The organism is Oscillibacter sp. KLE 1745, assembly GCF_000469445.2.
Lineage (GTDB): Bacteria > Bacillota > Clostridia > Oscillospirales > Oscillospiraceae > Oscillibacter > Oscillibacter welbionis.
Window position 1 is genome coordinate 31,194 of sequence record NZ_KI271687.1, and the last position, 629, is coordinate 31,822.

Consider the following 629-nt stretch of genomic DNA (forward strand, 5'->3'; position numbering starts at 1 on the left):
GCCGCCGCTGCGGCTGGCGGCAGGCCGGCGGCTATACCGGCCGGAATTGCACCGCGCAGCTCCAGCACAGGCACCATGGCAATGAGGAATGTCATGAGGAGCTCACCGAAAAAAGTATCGAATAAATCCATAGAATACACCTTTTTGTATGATAAATGTAACGATTGCATTCTACCATAGAGCGACGGATGCAGCAATGTTTATTTTTATCTGTACAAAATCGAAACATGTATTTGGGCGGTAAGCAATAGAGGGCAGACGGTACAGCCTTACCCTAAAAGAAGAACGGCCCAAACCGGGAGGGGGGTCGGGAGGAACATCTGGCAAGCCATACATTATATATATTGGGACAGAGCGTATCAAAGTGTATGGATCGCAGACGATCTGCCGGAATGTTACGGTTATATTACAAGAGCTGCAAATCTATTGCAAACAGAAAATTGATCTGATATGATGCGTCTAGAACAAATGAGGAATCGCTCTTGGCTGCCCGGTACAGATACAGGAATGGCTAGCCACGGTATGTGTACCGTGTAAAAAAGAGGCTTCACTCAGGCGTTCTGAACTTCTAAAGCCGAACGCTCACCGAGGTAGTTGGGGGGCCGCGTTTGCGGAGTGTATCTCTCCAA